Source organism: Rhodanobacter sp. GW835-FHT13D09, assembly GCF_058793995.1.
This window is the reverse complement of sequence record NZ_JBXAGL010000006.1, coordinates 110901-130945: the sequence shown is the minus strand read 5'-3', so window position 1 is coordinate 130945 and position 20045 is coordinate 110901. Positions and strand designations below refer to the sequence as shown.

Below are 20045 nucleotides of genomic sequence, written 5' to 3'. Positions count from 1 at the left end.
GCCTACCAGGGCAACGCCTGCAGATCCACGTTGCCGCCGGTCAGCACCACGCCGACGCGGCTGCCGGCGAAGCGCTGCGGCTGCCGGAGGATCGCCGCCAGCACGGTGGCGCTGGACACTTCCACCACCTGCTTCAGCTCGGACCACAGCAGCTGCATCGCGGCGACGGTTTCGGCGTCGCTGACGGTGATCACCTCGACGCGGTGCGCGCACAGCGCGTCCAGATTGCGCTCGCCGACCAGCGCGCGCAGGCCATCGCAGACCGTGTCGGGCACCACCGTGGCGACCCGCGCGCCGTGCGCCAACGATTGCGCCGCGTCGTCGGCGCCCAGCGGCTCGGCGCCGAACAGCGCCAGTGCCGGATCGATGCCATGCGCGGCAATCGCCACCCCGCTGGCCAGGCCGCCGCCGCCGACCGGCGTGATCAGCGCGTCCAGCCCCGGCGCCTGCTGCAGCAGCTCCAGCGCGATGGTGCCCTGGCCGGCCATCACCCGGGTGTCGGCATACGGATGCACCAGTTCCGCACCGGTGGCGCGCTGCACCTCGGCGCACTTCGCCTCGCGAGCCGCCTGCGTCGGGGCACAGCGGTGCAGCACCGCGCCGGCGCGCTCGATCGCCTCGAGCTTGGCGCGCACCGCGCCTTCCGGCACCACCACGTGCGCGGCGATGCCGCGGGTGGTGGCGGCCAAGGCCAGCGCGTTGCCGTGGTTGCCGGAGGAATGGGTGACCACGCCGCGTGCGGCCTGCCCGTCGCCGAGCGACCACACCGCGTTGCAGGCGCCGCGGAACTTGAACGCGCCGCCGCGCTGCAGGTGCTCGCACTTGAAATGCAGCTCGGCGCCAGCCAACGCGTCCAACGCGGCGCTGCGCAGCACCGGCGTGACGCTGGCGTAGGGCGCGATGCGCGCGGCGGCGTCGCGGATGTCGTCGAAGCCGGGCAAGGCGTCCATCACGGTTCGATCTCCACACCACAAAGGAAGCGGCGCTCGGCGCCGGCTTCGAGCCGGATCGCCGCAGCGCACTCAGGCCGGTTGAACGCGTCGGCCATGCACTCCATCGGCTCCAGCGCCACCGAGCGGCGCGGATCGCGGCCCACCGTATCGGCGGTGAACGCATGCATCACGCCGCGCTCCTGCCACACCGCGATGGCGAAGCCGCTGGCCGGATCGCGCAGGCGGGTGCGGATGCGGCCGTCGGCGTCGGCGTCGAGATCGGTGTAGCCCTGGTCGATGATGCTGTCGCCGATCCGCCGCGGCTCGCGGAAATCCAGCGCCGGCGCATCGTCCAGCGCCACGTAGGCTTCCGCGCCGGCCAGCGCGATCAGGTCGGCGCCGGTGCGGATCAGGGTCTGCGCGGGGATCTGCAGCTGCCAGTCGTCGACCTCGCCGTCGGCCACGCGGAAGTACGGATGCCAGCCGAAGAAGCACGGCGCCGCGCGGTCGCCGACGTTGCGCATGGATGCTTCCAGGGTGAGGCCACCGGCGTCCAGGGTGAACGTCACCGCGAGGTCGATCGCATGCGGGTAGCCGGGCTGCGGACGGATCGCGCGGGTGGTCAGGGTGGCCTGCGCGCGGCCATCGTCCGCAGCCAGTGCCACGAGGTCGAAATCCACATCGCGCACGAAGCCGTGCCGGCTGGCCCGCGCGGCGCCGGTCACGCCGGGCTGCAGATCCTGCGACTGGCCGTCGAAGCGGTAGCGCGCATCGGCGATGCGTCCGGCGAACGGCGCCATGATCGCGAAGCGCGAGCCCGGGCGGGCGGCCACTTCGGCCGCATCGCGGTAACCATCGGCGAGATCGCGCGCGTTCCCGGCAACACCGGCATCGAAGCTGAGCAGCGCCGCGCCACGCCGCGCGATGCGCACGCGCCGGCCGCTGTCGGCCTCGGCCAGCACCACGACGTCCTGGCCGCCGAGGCGGTCATGTCCGGCGGCATATCGCGTCGCATCCACGGGGGTTCTCCTGCGGCCGAAACACCCCATGTTACTCTGTCCAGTCCCCATTCTTTTGTGTTGTCTCCATGCACGCACTGTCGCAACCCGCCGCTCGGGGCCTGATCCGTCTCCGCGACTACCGCGCGCCCGCCTGGCGGGTCGAGACGGTCGACCTGGATGTCGACCTCGGCATCGACGCCAGCGAGGTGCTGGCACGCCTGCTGCTGCGCCGCGACCCTGCGCAGGGCGCGCCGTTGCGGCTGGACGGCGAGGGCCTGCAGCTGTTGTCGATCGCGCTCGACGGCAGGCAGTTGCCCGCCAGCGCGTACCGCTACGACGGCAGCGTGCTGGAAGTCGACGGTGCCCGCGACGGCAGCGTGCTGGAAACCCTCGTGCGGTTGCGCCCGGCGGCGAACACCGCGCTGGAAGGCCTGTACCTGTCCGGTCCGCGCGATACCGGCTTCCTGCTGACCCAGTGCGAGGCCGAGGGCTTCCGCCACATCACCTTCTTCCCCGACCGGCCCGACGTGTTGTCCCGCTACACGGTCACCCTGCGCGCCGACCGCACGCGCTTCCCGGTGCTGCTGGCCGGCGGCAACCCGGGCGGCGCCGGCGAGCTGGAAGGCGGCCGCCACTGGGCACGCTTCGTCGACCCGCACCCGAAGCCGAGCTACCTGTTCGCCCTGGTCGCCGGCCATCTGGAAGTGATCGAGCGCGACTACGTCACCGCCGAAGGTCGCGCCGTGCAGCTGAAGATCTGGGCCGAGGCCGACGCGATCGACCGCTGCCATTACGCGATGGACGCGCTGGAGCGCGCGATGCGCTGGGACGAGCAGGCCTACGGCCGCAACTACGACCTGGACGTGTTCCACGTGGTCGCCACCCACGACTTCAACATGGGCGCGATGGAGAACAAGGGCCTCAACATCTTCAACGCGAAATGCCTGCTGGCCGCGCCGGACTCGACCACCGACGAGGAGTACCGCCACGTCGAGGCGGTGGTGGCGCACGAGTACTTCCACAACTGGAGCGGCAACCGCGTCACCTGCCGCGACTGGTTCCAGCTCAGCCTGAAGGAAGGCCTCACGGTGTTCCGCGAGCAGAGCTTCTCGGCCGACATGAACTCGGCGCCGCTGAAGCGCATCGAGGACGTCGCCCTGCTGCGCCGCGCGCAGTTCCCCGAGGACGCCGGTCCGCTGGCGCACCCGGTGCGCCCGGCGCAGTACAGCGAGATCAACAACTTCTACACCGCCACCGTCTATGAGAAAGGCGCCGAACTGGTGCGCATGCTGGCCGGTGCGCTGGGCCGGGACGGCTTCCGCCGCGGCATGGACCGGTACTTCGCGCGCAACGACGGCCGCGCCGCCACGCTCGAGGATTTCCTTGCCGCGCTGGGCGAGGCGAACGGCACCGACCTCACGCCCTACCTCGCCTGGTACGCCCAGGCCGGCACGCCGCGGCTGAAGGCGCATGGCCGCTACGACACGGCCACCCGCACCTACACGCTGACGCTGGCCCAGCACATGGCCGGCGTCGCCGCGACCGAGTCCGTGCTGCCGATCCCGGTCAAGCTGGCGCTGTTCACGCCGCACGGCGACATGCTGCCGCTGCATCTGGACGGCCAGACGTCCAAACCCGCCACCGAGCAGGTGGTGGTGCTCGATCGTGCCGAGCAGAGCTTCGTCTTCGCCAACGTCGCCACCGTGCCGGTGCCGTCGCTGCTGCGCGGGTTCTCCGCGCCGGTGATCCTGGAATGCGACTACACGCCGGACGAGCTGGCCCTGCTGCTGGGCCACGACGCCGACGGCTTCAACCGCTGGGAAGCCGGCCAGCAGCTGGCCGCGCGCGCCTACGAGGGCCTGCGCGACGGCAGCGCCGGTACCGCCGTGCAGGCCTGGTGCGATGCGCTGGCCCGGTTGTTCGACCACGCCGTCATCGACGACGCCCTGCTGGCCGACCTGCTCACTCCGCCGGGCGAAATCGAACTGGCCGAGCGCGAGACCGCGATCGATCCGCAGCGCATCCATCACTTGCGCCAGACCCTGCAGCAACGGCTGGCCGCACGGCTGGGCGCCGCGGCCTTGCGCCAGCGGTATGCCGCGCTGGCCGCGCATACCAATACCGAGCTCGATGCATCGAGCCAGGCGCGCCGCCGGCTGAAGCGCCGCGCGCTGGAATTGCTGGCACTGCTCGACCCTGCCGGCGCCGGCGAACTGGCCGCCGCACAATACCGCGCGGCGCCCGGCATGACCGACCGCCTCGCCGCGCTGGCCGTGCTGCTACGCGGCGACGCCCCGCAGGGCGCAGCGGCGCTGCGTGATTATCGCGAGCGCCACGCCGGCAACGCGCTGGCGCTGGACAAATGGTTCGCGGTGCAGGCGCAGCTGCCGGGCGAACCGGCACTGGAGCGCGTGCGACTGCTGGAACGCGACGCCGCGTTCACGCTGAAGAACCCGAACCGGGTGCAGTCGCTGCTGGGTGCGTTCGTGCGCAACAACCCGAGCGGTTTCCACCGCACCGACGGCGCCGGCTACCGGCTGCTGGCCGAACGCCTGGTGGAGCTGGATGCGCTGAACCCGCAGGTCGCGGCGCGGCTGGCCACGGCGTTCAACGGCTGGCAGCGGCTGGAACCGTTGCGGCGCGAGGCTGCGCGTGCGGCGATCATGGAACTGGCCGGGCATCAGGGGCTCTCCCGCAACCTGGCGGAGATCGTCGACAGCGTGCTGAATCACTGAGTGATCGCAGTGGTGGCATCGGACCGCCACGCGGAACCATCTGGCACGCGCGGCGCCCGGCCCACGCATGCGGCGGAAGACGGCCGGATTCAGACGGCCAGATGGTCGAGCGCGTCGAGCAGGCTCTGCATGCGCGACTCCAGGCCGGGCTGCAGCGCGTCGCGCTCGCTCTCGTTGCACCCGCCCAGACCGTCAAGGGCCATCTCGACCTGACCGAGTTCGACCAGCAGGTCGTGATACGGATAAACGGGTTGGAAATCGAAGCTGGTATCCATGGCAAACCCTCGCTTGGCTGACGAGGAAAAGGATGCAACCGACGTGCCATCCGTGATGCTCATCACGGTCAATCTGCGCTCTTTATCACGCGACTGACGCAACACGTCATCAGCTGCCGCGATCGGGCAGAAAATTCCTTTTCAGTCACCCCATGTTCACGCATTCGCGGCGATTATCCCCCCCACGTTCCGCGCCAAATCGCGCAGGGCGCGCCAGCAGATTTCCGGTTTCTGGCGCTCGGCAATACGGTCATCCTGGATTCCCCCTGTTCCTGAGACCGCCGGGCGCCAGATCTACAAGCACGAAGCCCCGCGGCTGCCAAGCCGCGGGGCTTCGCCTTTGTGGCGTCTGGTGAATTTTGCGACGGCCCAAAAGGCGACGGCACCCCGAGGGGTGCCGTCTTGCTTCCTTTCCTGGTACGCGATCGAACCCCTGTCCGTTCAATCTCGGCGCGCGTGGTCGCGCAGCGTCTGCCCGTGAAAGTGCTGGCGTTTTTCAAGCAGAAAGCGTGCCACCTATCCAGGCCAGCTCGCAAGGCATTGATGGCGCTACCATAGCGTCCTGTTTCGTCACTTTTATGGCTTGCCCAGGTCAGTCCGATGCGCCACCCGACCCACTACGACGTCATCGTGATCGGCGGCGGCCATGCCGGCACCGAGGCCGCGCTGGCCGCCGCGCGCGCCGGCGCACGCACGCTGCTGCTCAGCCACAACGTCGAGACGATCGGCCAGATGAGCTGCAACCCGGCCATCGGCGGCATCGGCAAGGGTCACCTGGTGAAGGAGATCGACGCGCTGGGCGGTGCGATGGCGCACGCGGCCGATCGCGCCGGCATCCAGTGGCGCACGCTGAACGCCTCGAAAGGCCCGGCCGTGCGCGCCACCCGTTGCCAGGCCGATCGCGCGCTGTACAAGGCAGCGATCCGCCGCATGGTGGAAACCCAGCCGAACCTGGAACTGTTCCAGCAGGCGGTGGACGACCTGGTCATCGAGGGCGGCCGCGTGTGCGGCGTGGTCACCCAGATGGGGCTCACGTTCGGCGCACACGCGGTAGTGCTCACCGCCGGCACCTTCCTCGCTGGCAAGATCCACATCGGCCAGGCGCAGTACGCCGGTGGCCGCGCCGGCGATCCGCCGGCCAGCACGCTGGCCGCGAAACTGCGCGGGCTGCCGGTGGCCGCCGATCGGCTGAAGACCGGCACACCGCCGCGCATCGACCGGCGCAGCATCGACTTCAGCGGCCTGGAAGAGCAGCCCGGCGACGATCCGGCACCGGTGTTCTCCTACCTCGGCACGCGCGGCGAACACCCGCGCCAGGTCAGCTGCTGGATCACCCACACCGGCGAGCGCACCCACGAGATCATCCGCGGCGCGCTGGACCGCTCGCCGCTGTACACCGGCCAGATCGAAGGCACCGGGCCGCGCTACTGCCCGTCGATCGAGGACAAGGTGGTGCGCTTCGCGGAGAAATCCTCGCACCAGATCTTCATCGAACCGGAGGGGCTGGACACGTTCGAGATCTATCCGAACGGCATCTCCACTTCGTTGCCGTACGACGTGCAGCTGGCGTTGGTGCAATCGATCAAGGGCTTCGAGAACGCGCACATCACCCGCCCCGGCTATGCGATCGAGTACGACTACTTCGACCCGCGCGGCCTGCAGCCGTGGCTGGAGACGAAGGCGATCCCCGGCCTGTACTTTGCCGGCCAGATCAACGGCACCACCGGCTACGAGGAGGCCGCCGCGCAGGGCCTGGTCGCCGGCCTCAACGCCGCGCTCGCGGTGCAGGGCAAGGCGCCGTGGTATCCGCGCCGCGACGAGGCCTACCTCGGCGTGCTGATCGACGACCTCACCAGCAACGGCACCATCGAGCCGTACCGCATGTTCACCTCGCGCGCCGAATACCGGCTGCACCTGCGCGAGGACAACGCCGACCTGCGCCTGACCGAAAAGGGTTTCGAGCTGGGCGTGGTACCGCCGTCGCGCTTCGACGCGCTGCGCGCCAAGCGCGATGCGGTCGAGCGCGAACTGCAACGCCTGGGCGCGTTGTGGGTGACTCCGGCGAACACCCGCGGTGCCGCGGTCGAGCGCGAACTGGGCATTGCGGTCAGCCGCGAGACCAGCGCCATCGACCTGCTGCGCCGGCCCGAGCTCGATTACGCGAAGCTCGCCGGCGTGCCCGAACTGGGGCCGCCGGTGGCGCGCGACGACGTCGCCGCACAGGTCGAGGTGCAGGTGAAGTACGCCGGCTACCTCGAGCGCCAGCGCGAGGAGATCGAGCGCCAGCGCCGGCACGAGCACATGGCGATTCCCGCCGGCTTCGACTACGACAAGGTGCGCGGCCTGTCCGCCGAAGTGCTGCTGAAACTGAAGCGCACGCTGCCGGCCACGATCGGCCAGGCCGCGCGCGTCAGCGGCGTCACCCCCGCCGCGATTTCGCTGCTGCTGGTGCACCTGAAGCGCCGCGCCGCCGCCTGAGCTTTCCGCGCGACAATCCAGCCATGGCATCATGCGCACCTTGACCAACACGGGAACGCACGCATGGAAATCTGGATCGGCCGCGACGGCGAACGGCATGGCCCGTACAAGGAAGACGACGTGCGCCAGTGGTTGCGCAGCGGCCAGCTGAGCCCGGCCGACCTGGCCTGGCATGAAGGCCTCGCCGACTGGCAGCCGCTGTCGGTGCTGTTCCCCGAGGCGGTCACCGCGACGCCTGCCACCGCCAACCCCTACGCCGCACCGACCGTCCCCCCGCTGCCGCAGACCACCGCCGTCGCGCTGGAGGACTATGCCGGCTTCTGGAGGCGCGTGGCCGCCTACATCCTCGACGCGGTCGTGCTGTACATCCCGCAGCTGCTGATCGAGAAAGCCTTCGGCGGCGACGCCGCCAAGGCAGCGCTGCAGCAGGCCACTCTCGATGCGGCAGGCAACGCCGACGCCATGATGGCGGCGAACATGCACTACTACTCCGCCATGTGGCCGGCGATGCTGCTGATCCTCGTGCTCGGCGTGCTGTATTTCGCCGCGTGCGAAAGCTCGGCCTGGCAGGGCACGCTGGGCAAGCTGGCGCTGGGCATCCGGGTCACCGACCTGGAAGGGCACCGGATCAGCTTTCCGCGCGCGCTCGGACGCTACTTCGCCAAATTCCTCAGCGCCATCATGCTGGGCGTCGGCTTCCTGATGGTGGCCTGGACCCAGCGCAAGCAGGGCCTGCACGACATGATCTGCGGCACCCTTGTATTGAACGGCCGGGCCAGCGGGTTCAAGCCGGACCAGGCAGCGTCAGGCAACAGCAACACCTTCCGCGCCTGAGTGAACCGGGCGGCGGCCGCATCGAAGGATCGGCCGCCATCCCGCGCCGCAGCCCCTTCAGGTCACGCAGACCGCGGCACGCCGGACGCACCGCCGGCATGGTGGTCGAGGCCACTCCGGCGAGACTGTCCGCGCAACCAGCACTCGGTTTCACGCGACGCCAGCCGATCCTGACGAATGCGCGCGCCGACTCGCAAGATATCGAGGGTCGGCATCCGGGCTCGCCGGAACCCGCTTCGAGCCCAACGAATAGCGAGGCTCTTCACGGCTGACCGAGGCATCCGGACGGCTTGCTATCATCGACGGTTCGACCCGGCCAGCGCCGGCAACCAGGGAACCGTGGCCAACTCATGCTCAGCATCGAACAACGCATTGCCAGCGACATCGCCGCCAGGACCGAACAGGTACGCGCGGCGGTCGACCTGCTCGACAGCGGCGCCACCGTGCCGTTCATCGCACGCTACCGCAAGGAGGTCACCGGCGGCCTCGACGACACCCAGCTGCGACTGCTGGAGGAACGCCTGCGCTACCTGCGCGAACTGGAAGAACGCCGCGCCGCGATCCTCGCCAACGTCGAGGAACAGGGCAAGCTCGGCGATGCGCTGAAGGCCGACCTGCTCGCTGCCGACACCAAGGCGCGGCTGGAGGACCTGTACCTGCCCTACAAGCCGAAGCGCCGCACCAAGGCGCAGATCGCCCGCGAGGCCGGGCTGGAACCGCTCGCATTGGGCCTGCGCGAAGACCCCACCCGGTCGCCGGAGATGTTCGCCGAGTCGTTCGTCGACGCGGACAAGGGTGTCGCCGACGTGCGCGCCGCGCTCGACGGCGCCCGCGCGATCCTGATGGAGTCGATCGCCGAGGACGCGCACCTGGTCGGCGAGCTGCGCGACTGGCTGTGGGCGCAGGGGCAGATCCGCGCGAAAGTGGTCGAAGGCAAGCAGAACGAAGGCGCCAAATTCCGCGACTACTTCGACCACGTCGAGCCGATCGCCAAGATCCCCTCGCACCGCCTGCTGGCGCTGATGCGTGCGCGCAACGAGGGCGTGATCGAGCTCGAACTCGCGCCCACCGCGGACAGCGAGCAAGGCCATGCCGAGGGCGAAGGCCGTGTCGCCGCGCATGCCGACATCCAGAACCGCGGCCGCGCCGCCGACGCCTGGCTGCGCGAGACCGTGCGCCTGACCTGGCGCGTGAAGCTGCACCTGCATCTCACCCTCGACCTGTTCGGCCGCGTGCGCGAAGGTGCCGAGGACGAGGCGATCCGCGTGTTCGGTGACAACCTGAAGGACCTGATGCTGGCCGCGCCGGCCGGCGCCAGGACGGTGATGGGACTGGACCCCGGCATCCGCACCGGCTGCAAGGTCGCGGTGGTCGACGCCACCGGCAAGCTGCTGGCCACCGACACGATCTACCCGCTGGAGCCTCGGCGGCAATGGAGCGAATCACTGGTGTCGCTGGCCAGGCTGTGCCGGCAGCACGGTGTGGGCCTGATCGCGATCGGCAACGGCACCGGCTCGCGCGAGACCGACAAGCTGGCCGGCGAACTGATCAGGAAGCTGCCCGAGGCGAAGCTGGCGAAGATCGTGGTGAGCGAGGCCGGCGCCTCGGTGTATTCCGCCTCCGAACTCGCCGCGAAGGAATTCCCCCAGCTCGACGTGAGCCTGCGCGGTGCCGTCTCCATCGCCCGCCGCCTGCAGGACCCGCTGGCCGAACTGGTGAAGATCGAGCCGAAGGCGATCGGCGTGGGCCAATACCAGCACGACGTGAACCAGATCAAGCTGGCGCGTGCGCTGGACGCGAAGGTGGAGGACTGCGTCAACGCGGTCGGCGTGGACGTCAACACCGCTTCGGCCGCGCTGCTCGCGCGCGTGGCCGGGCTGTCCGCCTCGGTCGCCGAGAACGTGGTGAAGCACCGCGATGCCAACGGCCCGTTCGCCAACCGCAAGGCGCTGCTGAAGGTGCCGCGCCTCGGCGACAAGGCGTTCGAGCAGTGCGCCGGCTTCCTGCGCGTGCCGAACGGCGACAACCCGCTGGACGCCAGCGCGGTGCATCCGGAAGCCTACCCGGTGGTCGAACGGATCATCGCGCAGTGCGGCCGCGAGGTGCGCCACATCATCGGCGACAGCGGTTTCCTGCGCGGTCTGAAGCCGGAGCAGTTCACCGACGACAAGTTCGGCGTGCCGACCGTACGCGACATCCTCAAGGAACTGGAGAAGCCCGGCCGCGACCCGCGCCCGGAATTCGTGGCGCCCAGCTTCGCCGAAGGCGTCGAGGACGTGAGGGACCTGCGCCCCGGCATGATCCTGGAAGGCCGCGTCACCAACGTCGCCGCGTTCGGTGCGTTCGTCGACATCGGCGTGCACCAGGACGGCCTGGTGCATGTCTCGGCGCTGTCGCATACCTTCGTGAAGGATCCGCGCGACGCGGTGAAGGCCGGCGACATCGTCAAGGTCAAGGTGATGGAGGTGGACCTGCCGCGCCAGCGCATCGGCCTCAGCATGCGGCTGGACGACGAGCCGGGCCAGGCGCGCGGCAGCCGGCCGGGCGCCGGCAGCGATGCCCGCGGCGGCCCGCGCGACGGTCGCGGCCCGCGTCCGGGCGGCACCGCGCCGAAGCCTGCGCCCACCCTGGCCAACAGTGCGTTCGCCGATGCGCTGACGCGGGCGATCAAGCGCTGAAGGCCCGTGCAGCCTCGCCTGCGCTGGCGGTGCACTGCAGCATGCGGTTCCGTATGGAATGCCGTAACGTAACATCAAGCTAACAGGGCCATCCCGGTCCAGGAGTGTCAGCATGCTTCGTACCCGCCATCTGGCTGGCGCCATCGCCACCGCCCTGCTGTTCAGCACGGCCGCCGCGGCCACCGATTTCAGCAACGTCATCGTCTTCGGCGACAGCCTCAGCGACGGCGGCAACATCTCGCTGGCCTCCGCGCCCGGCATCCAGCCGCCGCTGCGCTTCACCACCAATCCCGGCACCACCGCGGCGGAAAACGTGGCGGCGGGCCTCGGCTTCACGCTGGCTCCGTCGGCCGCCGGTGGCACCGACTACGCCTGGGGCGGCGCCGGCTTCGTCAACAACGTGGCCGCCGTACCGACCATCCCGCAACAGCTGCAGATGTACCTGGGCGCGAACGGCGGCAAGGCCGACGCCCACGCCCTGTACCAGGTCTGGGGCGGGGCGAACGACATCTTCTACCTGAGCGGCACGCTGACCAACCCGAGCGCGATCGCCGCCGGCGCCGTCAACGCGGCACAGACCGAACTCGGCGTGCTTGGCGGCCTGCAGGCCGCCGGCGCGAAGTACGTGGTGGTCTACAACCTGCCCGACCTCGGCAAGACCCCGTCGGCGGCCGCCGGCGGGCCCGCCACGCAGGCCGGGGCCAGCCAGCTCGCGGTGCTCTACAACGGCGTGCTCAGCAGCGGCCTCGGCCAGCTCAGCAGCAACGGCCTGAACGTGATCCCGGTGAATACCTACGCGCTGCTCAACGAGGTGATCGCCAACCCGTCCGCCTACGGTTTCAGCAACGTCACCGCCCCGGCCTGCGGCGCCGGCTCCAGTTCAGTGCAATGCGGCCCGCAGGGCTCGGGCCTGCCATACACCTATGCGCCGGGCACCAACCAGACCTACCTGTTCGCCGACGGCGTGCACCCGACCGCCGCCGCCCACGCGATGCTCGGCCAGTACGTGCTGGCGACGATCCACGCGCCCGAGCAGATCTCCATGCTCGGCGAGGCGCCGCTGTCGTCCACCGCGGTGCAGGGCCGCGTGGTGCGCAAGCAGATGCTGATGGACAGCACCGGCGGCGAGACCCGCGCCTTCGTCAACATCGACTACGGCATGCAGCGCTTCGACGCCAGCAACAGCTCGCCGAAGACCCACAGCGACAACTTCAACCTCACCCTCGGCGCGGATGCCCGCGCCACCGACAATATCTCGGCCGGACTCGCGCTCGGCATCGGCCGCAACAACGCCGATTTCTCCGGCGGCCGCGGCGGCTACACGATGCAGGACATCAGCGCGCTGGGCTATCTCACCTACCACGTCGGCGGCGGCTACATCGGCGGTTACGCGGATTTCGGCCAGTCCAATTTCAAGGACATCAATCGCCACATCCAGGTCGGCGCGGCCCGGCGCAGCGAGAGCGGCAAGACCGACGGCACGCATCTGGGCGGCGGCCTCACCGGCGGCTGGTGGTTCGACGTGAGCGGCCTGCGCACCGGCCCGTTCGCCACCATCGAGTGGCAGACCGTGAAGGTCAGCGGCTACAACGAGAACGGCAACGACAGCAGCGCGATGTGGTTCGGGCGGCAACAGCGCGACGCGCTGATCGGCAGCCTCGGCTGGCGCCTGCAGGGCGACTGGAACGTGGGCAACACGGTGCTTTCGCCGTTCGCCGAACTGGCGTGGAACCATGACGACAAGGCCGGTCCGCGCACGGTCAGCGCCGGCCTGAACAGCATGAACGGCACGTTCGCCATGCCCGGCTTCACGCCGGACCGGAACTGGGGTTCGGTCGACCTCGGCCTGTCCGCCAAGCTGACCCCGAGCGTCACCAGCTGGATCGGCTACAACGGCCGCTTCAGCGACAACAGCCAGAAGTACAACAGCTTCAACATGGGCTTCAAGGTGATGTTCTGAGCCGGTCGACCGGCAACGAAAAAGCCGCCGGGAGACCGGCGGCTTTTTATTGCCCGGACGTCTGGACGTCCGTACGGCTTACTTGTTCTTGCCGCCGGTGGCCAGGCTGAGGATCTCCATGGCCTGCTTCTTCATGGTTGCCGCGGTGGCGTCATCCAGTGCCTGCACGCCGCTGCCGGCCTGGTGCTGCTTCAGCACCAGCGAGCCGTCCTCGCTCCAGCCGGCGCGATCGGTCGCGCTCGGCTTGCCGTCGCGGCTCGCCTTGGTCTCCTGCACGATCACCCACGGCTTGCCGTCCTTGTAGGCATAGTCGGTGCTGGTATAGCCCTTGTCGCCGTAGTCGACTTCTTCGCGAATGAACTTCACCTCGCCGGCCTGGCGGAACAGCTGCCAGCCGCGCGAGTCGCCGGTCTCCAGCTTGGTGCCGTGGCTGATCTTCATGCCGCCTAGCTGCGCCTTCACCTCGTTGAACCCGGCCATCAGCTTCTCGCTGGGCGTCTGCTCGGCGGCCAGCTCGATCGCCACGCCGTCATTCTTGCTGCCCTTGGCCAGCACCGGCGCCTGGATCGGCATCGCATACTTGCGGTCGCCGTCGGTCAAGGTCGCCTGGATCACGTACAGGTCGTTCGGCTTCACCTCGGCCGGGTTGAAAGTCAGCGTGAACGACTGCGGGAAGGTACCGGCAGGCGCCGTCTTGCTGGCCAGCGGGGCGGAGCCCACGGCGTTGGACGATACGTCGACCAGGTTCAGCACCAGGGTGGCCTTGTCCGAAGGCGTCGGCGAGCCGGCGCGCAGCGAAACCGTGCCGCTCACCTGGCTGGGCACCGGGGCGGCCGCGCCGGCCGTGTTGGCGGACGCAGGCGCATTGGACTCAGCCGGCTGCGTCGAGTTGGAGGCGTTGTTGCAACCAGCCAGCGCCAGTGCAGCAACGGACATCAGCGACAAAAACGTCTTGCGCATGGGAAACCTCAATCTGGGTGAAAAACAAGCACGAGACCGTTCAGGCGCTCTGCGCCACGGCATCTACGCGGGGGAAGTCTCAAGCATAGCCCAAAAATGGCAATGCGGAAAAGTCAACCCATCCGATGGCCTTCCATGCGCAGACGTATGGCAGGCAGGCCGCCGGGGGCGGCCGGGTCAGCTGCGGCGCAGGGCCAGGTGCGCGATGTCGCGGCGGCAGAACGCGCCGTCGTAGCGGATGCGGCCGATCGCGGCGTAGGCGCTCGCGCGCGCCGCGGCGAGATCGCCGCCCAGCGCGCACACGGTCAGCACGCGGCCTCCGGCGGTGACCGTGCGGCCCTGCTCGTCGAGGCTGGTACCGGCGTGGAACACCTTCACCTCGGCCTCCATCGGCGCGTCGAGGCCGTCGATCGCGTCGCCCATGCGCACCCGGCCCGGATAGCCGCCAGCCGCCATGACCACGCCGATCGCCGGGCGCGCATCCCAGCGCGCCGTGGCCTGCGCCAGCCGGCCGTCCAGTGCCGCGTCAATCAGTTCGACCAGGTCCGATTTCAGGCGCAGCATGATCGGCTGGGTTTCCGGATCGCCGAAGCGCACGTTGAATTCGATCACCTTCGGCGCACCCGATTTGTCGATCATCAGTCCGGCGTAGAGGAAGCCGATGAATGGCGCGCCCTCGGCGGCCATGCCGTGCAGGGTCGGCTCGATCACTTCCTTCAGGATGCGCTGCTCGACTTCCGGCGTGACCACCGGCGCCGGCGAATACGCGCCCATGCCGCCGGTATTCGGGCCGAGGTCGCCCTCGTCGCGGCGCTTGTGGTCCTGGCTGGAGGCCATCGGCAGCGCGTGGCTGCCGTCGCTCATCACGATGTAGCTGGCTTCCTCGCCATCGAGGAATTCCTCGATCACCACCCGCGCCGAGGCCTCGCCGAACGCGTGCGCGCCGAGCATGTCGTGCAGCGCCTGCTCCGCATCGGCCAGGGTCAGCGCGACCACCACGCCCTTGCCGGCGGCGAGGCCATCGGCCTTGATCACGATCGGCGCGCCATGCTTGCGCACGTAGGCCAGCGCCGGATTCAGCTCGGTGAACACCGCGTAGCGCGCGGTGGGGATGTTGTGCCGCTGCAGGAAATCCTTGGCGAACGCCTTGGAGCCCTCCAGCTGCGCGGCGATCGCGCGCGGCCCGAAGATGCGCAGGCCGGCAGCGCGGAACTTGTCGACCACGCCGGCCACCAGCGGCACCTCGGGGCCGACCACGGTCAGGCCGACCTTCTCACGCCGGGCCAGCTGCAGCAGGCCGTCGATGTCGTTCATCGCAACGTCGGCGTTGCGCATCTTCGCCTCGCGCGCGGTGCCGGCGTTGCCAGGGGCCACGATCACCTCGTCGACCTGCGACGACTGCCTGAGCTTCCACGCCAGCGCATGCTCGCGCCCGCCGTTGCCGATGACCAAGACCTTCATGCCTGCACTCCGGGAATTCGCGCGCCGCCGCGCGGCGCAGGCGCGCATTGTAGCGGCTGCACCGCAGTGCCCGCGAAACAGCTGCGCGGTCAGCCGGGCCGGTGCAGCAGTTCCAGCAGCGCCGCGCGCGGCAGCTTGCCGGTTTCGTTGCGCGGCAGCGCATCGACCAGCGTCAGCGGACGGGGCAGGAACAGCGGGTCGATCGCACGGCGCAGCGCGTCGAGGATCGCGTGCACCTCCAGCCCCGGCGCCACCGCCAGCGCGGCGATCCGATGCACGCCCAGCGCATCGCCATCATCGAGCTGGAACACCACGCCATCCTGCACGCCGGGAATCGCCAGCAGGCGCCGGCTGAGGTCGCCCAGCGAAGCGCGCTTGCCGGCGATCTCCAGCATGTCGGCATGGCGGCCACGCAGGCGGAAGCGGCGGCCGTCGCGGGACAGGCTGACGATGTCGGCCAGGGTGACCGGCGCGGCCAGTTGCGGCGCCTCCACCAGCGTGCCATCCGGCTGCGGATGCAGGCTGCTGCCGTCATACAGCGACCAGTCCTCATCCACGGTGGGGCGGCGGCTGGCGAACACGCAGGTCTCGGTGGAGCCGAACACTTCCCGCAACGGTGCGCCGAACCGCCGTTCGGCGGCCTGCGCCAGCTCCACCGGCAACGGCGCGGTGGCCGACAGCATCGCGGCGATCGGCGGCAGCGCGATGCCCGACTCGACCAGCGCGCGCAGGTGCACCGGCGTGGTCACCAGCACGCGCGGCGCCGGCACCTCGGCCAGCGCGGCGGCCACGTCGGCCGGAAAGAACGGCCGCCCGGCATGCACGCCGACGCCGCCCAGCAACGGCAGCAGTACCGACATCTCCATGCCGTACATGTGCTGCGGCGGCACCGTGGCGACCACCTCGAAATGCGCTCCGACAATGGCATGCAGCATCGCCAGGTTGCCGCTGTTGCTGGCGTGGAAGCTGGCCCAGGTCTTCGGGTTCGCGCTGGGCGTACCGGTGGAGCCGGAGGTGTAGCCGACCGCCACCACCTGGTCGGCCGGGATCGCGGGCCACGCCGCTGCGGGTTCGAGCGGCGATGCGGTATCCAGCGGCGGCAGCTGCCGGTAGCCGCGCGGAGCCGGCTCGAGCGCCTGCTCGCCCAGCGCATAGCAGCCCGGATGCGCCGCCATCACCTCGTCCACCGCCTGCGGTGCTCGGGACGACGGCAGCAGGTTGGTCTGGCCGCGCAGCGCGATGGCGCAGAACGCAACCAGAAACGCGTAGCGGTCCTCGCACAGATTCACCGCGGCGGTCGCCGTCGGTAGCAGGGCAGCCACCGCGCGCACCTGCGCCAGGAAGCGCGCGGCGTCGACCGGGCCGTCATCGCGCCAGGCCACGATCCGCGCGGGATCGACCACACCCAGCAACGGCAGCCGCGACGGTGCCTCGCGCTGGTAGGTGTCGTAAACGATGGCCAAGCTGCGGTCTCCCTGATATGGCGGTTCGTCACGCCCGGCAGCATCGCGCCGCACGGTGAACGGCGGCATGAACGGCTGCCACTGACGTCCCACGGCGGTTCAGCTGGGATATGAGCCTGCACGCTCCCCCCAAGCGCTCAGGCGCGGATGATAGCGCCCGACAGCGCGTCGCGGATCACCGTGGGGCTGGCCTGGCCGCCCAGCGGCGCGTCCAGCAGGCCATCCAGTGCGTCATCGAAATAGTCCGCCACGACCTGCGCCGTACGCGCTGGCGGCCGGCCATGCGGGTTCGCGCTGGTCGACACCAGCGCGCCGCCGAACGCGCGGCACAGCGCGGCGGCGGGCTCGTGCGCGGTGACCCGCAGCGCGATCCCGGCATGCGCGCCGGCGATCCAGGGCGGCACCGCGGCCGAGCGCGGGAACACCCAGGTATGCGGGCCGGGCCAGCTCGCGCGTACCTGCGCGAGTACCTCGCCGGGCACCGCGGCCAGTTCGATGTAGCGCTCGACCTGGGCGAAATCCGCGGCGATCAGCAGCACGCCCTGGGTCGCCGGGCGCTGCTTCAGCGCGAACACGCGCGCGAATGCGGCTTGGTCGTGCGGGTCGCAGCCGAGCCCGAACACCGCCTCGGTGGGATAGGCCAGCACGCCGCCGGCATGCAGCAGCGACGCGGCGGCATCGAGTTGGGCGAGGGTGAAGCGGCGCGGCACTCAGGCCTCGGCCTTGCCGCCGGCGGGTTTCTTCGCGACGGCCTTTTTTGTGGCGGCTTTCTTCGCGGCAGTTTTTTTCGCCGCGGCTTTCTTCGCCGGCGCCTTCTTGGCGGGAGCCTTCTTCGCCGCCGTCTTCTTCGCCGGTGCGGTCTTTTTCGCGGACGCCTTCTTCACGGCCGTCTTCTTGCCGAAGCGGCCCTTGCGTACCGGCGCAGCGGCGAGCAGCTCCGCGCACTGCGCCTCGGTCAGCTCCTTCGGCTCCTGATCCTTCGGGATGCGCGCGTTCTTCTCGCCGTCGGTGATGTAGGCGCCGTAGCGACCGTTGAGCACCTGCACGCCGTTGCCGAAGTCGAGGATGACGCGGTTGGCCAGCATCTCGAGTTTCTCCTGCACGATCTGCAGCGCGCGCGGCAATTCGATCGTGTACGGATCGTCCTCGGGCTTCAGCGAGGCGTAGGTGTCGCCCTGCTTCACGAACGGGCCGAAGCGGCCGACGCCGACGCTCACTTCGTCGCCGTTGTCGGCCTGACCCAGCTTGCGCGGCAGCTTGAACAGCTCCAGCGCCTCGGCCAGGGTGATGGTGTGCATGCTCTGGCCGCCGCGCAGGCTGGCGAACTGCAGCTTCTCGTCCTGGTCCTTGTCGCCGATCTGCGCGTACGGCCCGTAGCGCCCCAGCCGCACCGAAACCGGCTTGCCGGTCTTCGGGTCGGCGCCCAGTTCGCGCGCGCCGGTCGCCTCGCTGCGGTCGACCGATTCGGTCTTCTCGTCCACCTGCTGCTTGAACGGCTGCCAGAAGCGCTCCATCAGCGGCACCCAGGCTTCCTCGCCGCGGCTGACCGCATCGAGTTCGTCTTCCATCTTCGCGGTGAAGTCGTAGTCGACGTAGCGGGTGAAGTGCTGGGTAAGGAACTTGCTGACCGCGCGGCCGACGTCGCTGGGCTTGAAACGGCGGCTGTCGAGGAACACGTACTCGCGGTTCTGCAGCACCTGGATGATGCTGGCATAGGTCGACGGGCGGCCGATGCCGTGTTCCTCCAGCGCCTTGACCAGGCTCGCCTCGGAGTAGCGCGGCGGCGGCTCGGTGAAGTGCTGGTCGGCGACGATCTCGTGCAGTGGTACCGCCTCGCCCTTCTCCAGCCGCGGCAGCCGGCGACCTTCGTCGTCGTCCTCGGCGCTCTTCTGGTCGCGGCCTTCCTCGTACACGGCGAGGAAGCCGGGGTCGACCACGGTGGTGCCGCTGGCGCGGAACCCGGCGTCGCCGCCGGGCACGTCGCGCAACGCAAATTCCGCGGTGACGGTGTTCAGCGTGGCGTGGATCATCTGGCAGGCGACGGTGCGCTTCCAGATCAGTTCGTACAGCTTGCGCTGGTCGTCGTTGAGGAAGGACGCCACCGACTTCGGCGTATGCATCGCCGAGGTCGGGCGGATCGCCTCGTGCGCTTCCTGTGCGTTCTTCGACTTGGTCTTGTATACCTGCGGCGCATCCGGCAGCGCCTGGCCGCCGAAGTCGCGCGCGATCAGCTGGCGCAGCTCGGCCACCGCGTCGTCGCCAAGCATGGTGGAGTCGGTACGCATGTAGGTGATCAGGCCGACGTTGCCCTCGCTGCCCAGCGCCACGCCCTCGTACAGGCCCTGCGCCACTTTCATCGTGCGGCTGGTGGTGAAGCCGAGCTTGCGTGCCGCTTCCTGCTGCAGCGTGGAGGTGGTGAACGGCGCGGCCGGGCGGCGCTTGCGCTCCTTCGAGCTGACCTCGCTGACGGTGAGGCGGCCGCGCGCGGCCTGCTTCAGCGCGTCGCGGGCGGCCAGCGCGTCGGCTTCACTGGTGAGGTCGAACTGCTCGAATTTCTTGCCGTTGAGCCTGGACAGGCGCGCGCTGAAATCGCCGTCGACATGTTTCAGCTTGGCCTCGATCGTCCAGTATTCGCGCGCCTTGAACGCCTCGATCTCCTCCTCGCGCTCGACGATCATGCGCAGCGCCGGCGACTGCACGCGGCCGGCGGAGAGCCCGCGCTGCACCTTGCGCCACAGCACCGGCGACAGGTTGAAGCCGACCAGGTAGTCCAGCGCGCGGCGCGCCTGCTGCGCGTCGACCAGGTCGTGCGAGAGCTGGCGCGGCGCGGCCACCGCGGCCTTGATCGCCTTCGGCGTGATCTCGGAGAACACCACCCGATGCAGCTGCTTGCCCTTGGTCAGGCCGCGCTCGTTGAGGATCTCGCTGATGTGCCAGCTGATCGCCTCGCCTTCGCGGTCCAAGTCGGTCGCGAGGTAGATGTCGTCGGCCAGCCTGGCCGCCTTGGCGATCGCGTCGACATGCTTCTCGTTGCGTTCGATCACCTCGTACTTCATCGCGAAGCCGTGCTCGGGGTCGACCGCGCCCTCTTTCGGCTTCAGGTCGCGCACATGACCGTAGGAGGCGAGTACCTGGAAGTCCTTGCCGAGGTATTTGTTGATCGTCTTGGCCTTGGCCGGCGATTCGACGATGAGCAGGTTTTTTGCCATGAAACAGGGTATCCAGAGGTGAACCACCGGCGCTTCCGTGCCGGACATATATATAGTTG

General features: G+C 69.5%; 13 protein-coding genes. 5 read left to right on the top strand and 8 right to left on the bottom strand.

The window, feature by feature from the left end:
* Positions 1-2: 2 nt before the first annotated feature.
* Both AC1Q5A_RS10225 and AC1Q5A_RS10220 read right to left on the bottom strand, forming a co-directional pair.
* On the bottom strand, positions 3-950 hold the full coding sequence (locus tag AC1Q5A_RS10225; protein WP_492700607.1) for a pyridoxal-phosphate dependent enzyme: 948 nt from the start codon (positions 948-950) through the stop codon (positions 3-5).
* The gene (locus tag AC1Q5A_RS10220; protein WP_492700606.1) at positions 950-1951 is read right to left on the bottom strand and encodes an aldose 1-epimerase; all 1002 of its coding nucleotides are present in this window, start codon (positions 1949-1951) and stop codon (positions 950-952) included. Before AC1Q5A_RS10220 ends, AC1Q5A_RS10225 begins: the two co-directional genes overlap by 1 nt.
* A 68-nt stretch (positions 1952-2019) precedes the next feature.
* Here AC1Q5A_RS10220 and pepN point away from each other — a divergent pair, with 68 nt between their 5' ends.
* Positions 2020-4668 carry an aminopeptidase N gene (gene pepN / locus AC1Q5A_RS10215; protein WP_492700605.1) on the top strand — a complete coding sequence of 883 codons (2649 nt, stop codon included), beginning with the start codon at positions 2020-2022 and terminating at the stop codon, positions 4666-4668.
* An 89-nt stretch (positions 4669-4757) separates the two neighbouring features.
* Here the strand turns inward: pepN and AC1Q5A_RS10210 are convergent, their stop codons facing one another.
* Entirely contained in the window at positions 4758-4943 is a 186-nt protein-coding gene (locus tag AC1Q5A_RS10210) for a hypothetical protein (RefSeq protein WP_492700604.1), read from the bottom strand.
* A 600-nt stretch (positions 4944-5543) separates the two neighbouring features.
* Between AC1Q5A_RS10210 and mnmG the strand changes: the two genes are divergently transcribed.
* The 4 genes from mnmG (at position 5544) to AC1Q5A_RS10190 (ending at position 12893) form a co-directional block, all read left to right on the top strand.
* Positions 5544-7421: a tRNA uridine-5-carboxymethylaminomethyl(34) synthesis enzyme MnmG gene (mnmG, locus tag AC1Q5A_RS10205; protein WP_492700603.1), complete on the top strand. Its 1878-nt coding sequence runs from the start codon at positions 5544-5546 to the stop codon at positions 7419-7421.
* Between the two features lie 63 nt (positions 7422-7484).
* Positions 7485-8255 (top strand): RDD family protein, encoded by a 771-nt coding sequence (locus AC1Q5A_RS10200; RefSeq protein ID WP_492700602.1) that lies wholly within the window; start codon positions 7485-7487, stop codon positions 8253-8255.
* 350 nt (positions 8256-8605) lie between these two features.
* Complete coding sequence (locus tag AC1Q5A_RS10195) at positions 8606-10933, top strand: Tex family protein (RefSeq protein ID WP_492700601.1); 2328 nt, start codon at positions 8606-8608, stop codon at positions 10931-10933.
* Between the two features lie 112 nt (positions 10934-11045).
* A complete protein-coding gene (locus AC1Q5A_RS10190) occupies positions 11046-12893 on the top strand; it encodes an autotransporter outer membrane beta-barrel domain-containing protein (RefSeq protein ID WP_492700600.1) in 1848 nt (615 codons plus the stop codon).
* A gap of 78 nt (positions 12894-12971) precedes the next feature.
* On the opposite strand, the gene AC1Q5A_RS10185 is transcribed toward AC1Q5A_RS10190, so the two are convergent.
* The 5 genes from AC1Q5A_RS10185 to AC1Q5A_RS10165 form a co-directional block, all read right to left on the bottom strand.
* On the bottom strand, positions 12972-13853 hold the full coding sequence (locus AC1Q5A_RS10185) for a YbaY family lipoprotein (protein WP_492700599.1): 882 nt from the start codon (positions 13851-13853) through the stop codon (positions 12972-12974).
* 177 nt (positions 13854-14030) lie between these two features.
* Positions 14031-15314 (bottom strand): phosphoribosylamine--glycine ligase, encoded by a 1284-nt coding sequence (gene purD / locus AC1Q5A_RS10180; protein ID WP_492700598.1) that lies wholly within the window; start codon positions 15312-15314, stop codon positions 14031-14033.
* Positions 15315-15403: 89 nt separating this feature from the next.
* On the bottom strand, positions 15404-16777 hold the full coding sequence (locus AC1Q5A_RS10175; RefSeq protein ID WP_492700597.1) for an AMP-binding protein: 1374 nt from the start codon (positions 16775-16777) through the stop codon (positions 15404-15406).
* A 137-nt stretch (positions 16778-16914) separates the two neighbouring features.
* A complete protein-coding gene (gene tsaC / locus AC1Q5A_RS10170) occupies positions 16915-17487 on the bottom strand; it encodes an L-threonylcarbamoyladenylate synthase type 1 TsaC (RefSeq protein ID WP_492700596.1) in 573 nt (190 codons plus the stop codon).
* The gene (locus AC1Q5A_RS10165) at positions 17488-19986 is read right to left on the bottom strand and encodes a DNA topoisomerase I (protein WP_492700595.1); all 2499 of its coding nucleotides are present in this window, start codon (positions 19984-19986) and stop codon (positions 17488-17490) included.
* Between the last annotated feature and the right edge of the window lie 59 nt (positions 19987-20045).

Excerpts from the sequence above, each read along its gene's own strand:
- AC1Q5A_RS10225 (WP_492700607.1), bottom strand. The coding sequence starts at position 950 with ATGGACGCCTTGCCCGGCTTCGACGACATCCGCGACGCCGCCGCGCGC.
- pepN (WP_492700605.1), top strand. The coding sequence starts at position 2,020 with ATGCACGCACTGTCGCAACCCGCCGCTCGGGGCCTGATCCGTCTCCGC.
- AC1Q5A_RS10210 (WP_492700604.1), bottom strand. The coding sequence starts at position 4,943 with ATGGATACCAGCTTCGATTTCCAACCCGTTTATCCGTATCACGACCTG.
- mnmG (WP_492700603.1), top strand. The coding sequence starts at position 5,544 with ATGCGCCACCCGACCCACTACGACGTCATCGTGATCGGCGGCGGCCAT.
- AC1Q5A_RS10200 (WP_492700602.1), top strand. The coding sequence starts at position 7,485 with ATGGAAATCTGGATCGGCCGCGACGGCGAACGGCATGGCCCGTACAAG.
- AC1Q5A_RS10195 (WP_492700601.1), top strand. The coding sequence starts at position 8,606 with ATGCTCAGCATCGAACAACGCATTGCCAGCGACATCGCCGCCAGGACC.
- AC1Q5A_RS10190 (WP_492700600.1), top strand. The coding sequence starts at position 11,046 with ATGCTTCGTACCCGCCATCTGGCTGGCGCCATCGCCACCGCCCTGCTG.
- AC1Q5A_RS10185 (WP_492700599.1), bottom strand. The coding sequence starts at position 13,853 with ATGCGCAAGACGTTTTTGTCGCTGATGTCCGTTGCTGCACTGGCGCTG.
- purD (WP_492700598.1), bottom strand. The coding sequence starts at position 15,314 with ATGAAGGTCTTGGTCATCGGCAACGGCGGGCGCGAGCATGCGCTGGCG.
- AC1Q5A_RS10165 (WP_492700595.1), bottom strand. The coding sequence starts at position 19,986 with ATGGCAAAAAACCTGCTCATCGTCGAATCGCCGGCCAAGGCCAAGACG.